The following is a 270-nucleotide window of genomic DNA, read 5'->3' as shown; positions in this document are numbered from 1 at the left end:
GGCGGTGAGCGGGGACTGGTCGGTCAGCCGGCCGTTGGGCTTCAGCCGACCCGCGCGCCGGACGACCGCGAGGCCGACGCGCTTGACCACCGACGGCCGCACGGCGAGCCGGTAGGAGGTGTCGCGCAGCCACTCGCGCTCGTCGGTGGCCTCCTGCGCGATCCGCGCGAGCGCCGGACCCAGCGGGGTGTCCGCGTAGGCCTGGGCCATCGGGCCGAACCGCGCGCTGCCGCCCTCCGCCCCGGCGAGGTGGCCGCCGAGGTAGGAGTC

General features: G+C 77.8%; 1 pseudogene. It reads right to left on the bottom strand.

Annotation, left to right across the window (positions count from 1 at the left end):
* Window positions 1-270: pseudogene (locus KVT14_RS20435) on the bottom strand (epimerase); the annotation flags it as partial.

Source organism: Cellulomonas sp. GbtcB1 (assembly GCF_019091725.1).
Lineage (GTDB): Bacteria > Actinomycetota > Actinomycetes > Actinomycetales > Cellulomonadaceae > Cellulomonas.
The sequence above is the reverse complement of the archived record's forward strand: the minus strand, read 5'-3'. Positions and strand labels throughout refer to the sequence as shown.